This is a genomic window from Vallitalea longa, from assembly GCF_027923465.1.
In the GTDB taxonomy this organism is placed as follows: Bacteria; Bacillota; Clostridia; order Lachnospirales; family Vallitaleaceae; genus Vallitalea; species Vallitalea longa.
In genome coordinates this window covers 1-278 of the sequence record NZ_BRLB01000082.1, presented here as the reverse complement: position 1 = coordinate 278, position 278 = coordinate 1, and the positions used below count along the sequence as shown (strand labels likewise).

Annotated in this window: 1 protein-coding gene; it reads right to left on the bottom strand. The window is 33.8% G+C overall.

Features of this window, described 5'->3' with window-relative positions; genetic code table 11:
• Nucleotides 1-51 precede the first annotated feature (51 nt).
• Nucleotides 52-278 (bottom strand): IS200/IS605 family transposase (gene tnpA / locus QMG30_RS24910; RefSeq protein ID WP_281819933.1); only part of this gene is annotated, 227 nt, incomplete at its 5' end.

Genomic DNA, 278 nt, shown 5'->3' with positions numbered 1-278 from the left:
TTCGAGAAAACCCCCTCCTCTAACTAGGAGGGAGATGAATCGGAACGGTTTTTAATCTTTAACTCCTGCTTGAGAGCGAATATATTTCTCAATCATTTCTATTGTTGCTCCTCCAGTTGTTAAAATGTAATAACTTCTACTCCAAAATACGGGTTTCCAGTAATATTCTTTTAAATATTCACTATGTTTTTTCCTAATAAGTCTTGAAGAAACAGTCTTTAGAGTATTAACTAATTTTGCTAATTCCACTTGGGGAGGTGTTTCAAATAGTAAGTTCT